This is a genomic window from Psychrobacter sp. Rd 27.2, from assembly GCF_001921755.1.
Lineage (GTDB): Bacteria > Pseudomonadota > Gammaproteobacteria > Pseudomonadales > Moraxellaceae > Psychrobacter > Psychrobacter celer.
Window position 1 is genome coordinate 1 of record NZ_MRYB01000184.1, and the last position, 296, is coordinate 296.

1 protein-coding gene is annotated in these 296 nt (G+C 46.3%); it reads right to left on the reverse strand.

The annotated features are described in order from the left end of the window. Nucleotides 1-296, reverse strand: a 296-nt coding sequence (locus tag BTV99_RS13125; protein WP_143507247.1) for a tetratricopeptide repeat protein, incomplete at both ends; no start/stop codon positions are given.

A 296-nucleotide genomic window follows, 5' to 3' on the forward strand; every position in this document is an offset into this window, starting at 1 on the left:
CAAACCATCGGAACGCTTTAAAACTATCTTGGGCTACTCCTAGACCTGAATTATAGAAAATACCTAGATTCCATTGTGCTGTTGCATCCCCTTGGTCGGCAGCTTTATGAAACCATTCAGCAGCTTTGGCATAATCTTGAGGCACTTTTTCACCTGCGGCATACATCGCGCCTATCTCATATTGAGCGGCGATAGAGCCGTTATCGATTGGTGCCTGACTGGCAGCCGACTCACTTGCCTGCGCTAATTGCGAAAGTCCAAATACTGCGCTTATGAATATTAGGCTTGCAGAGATT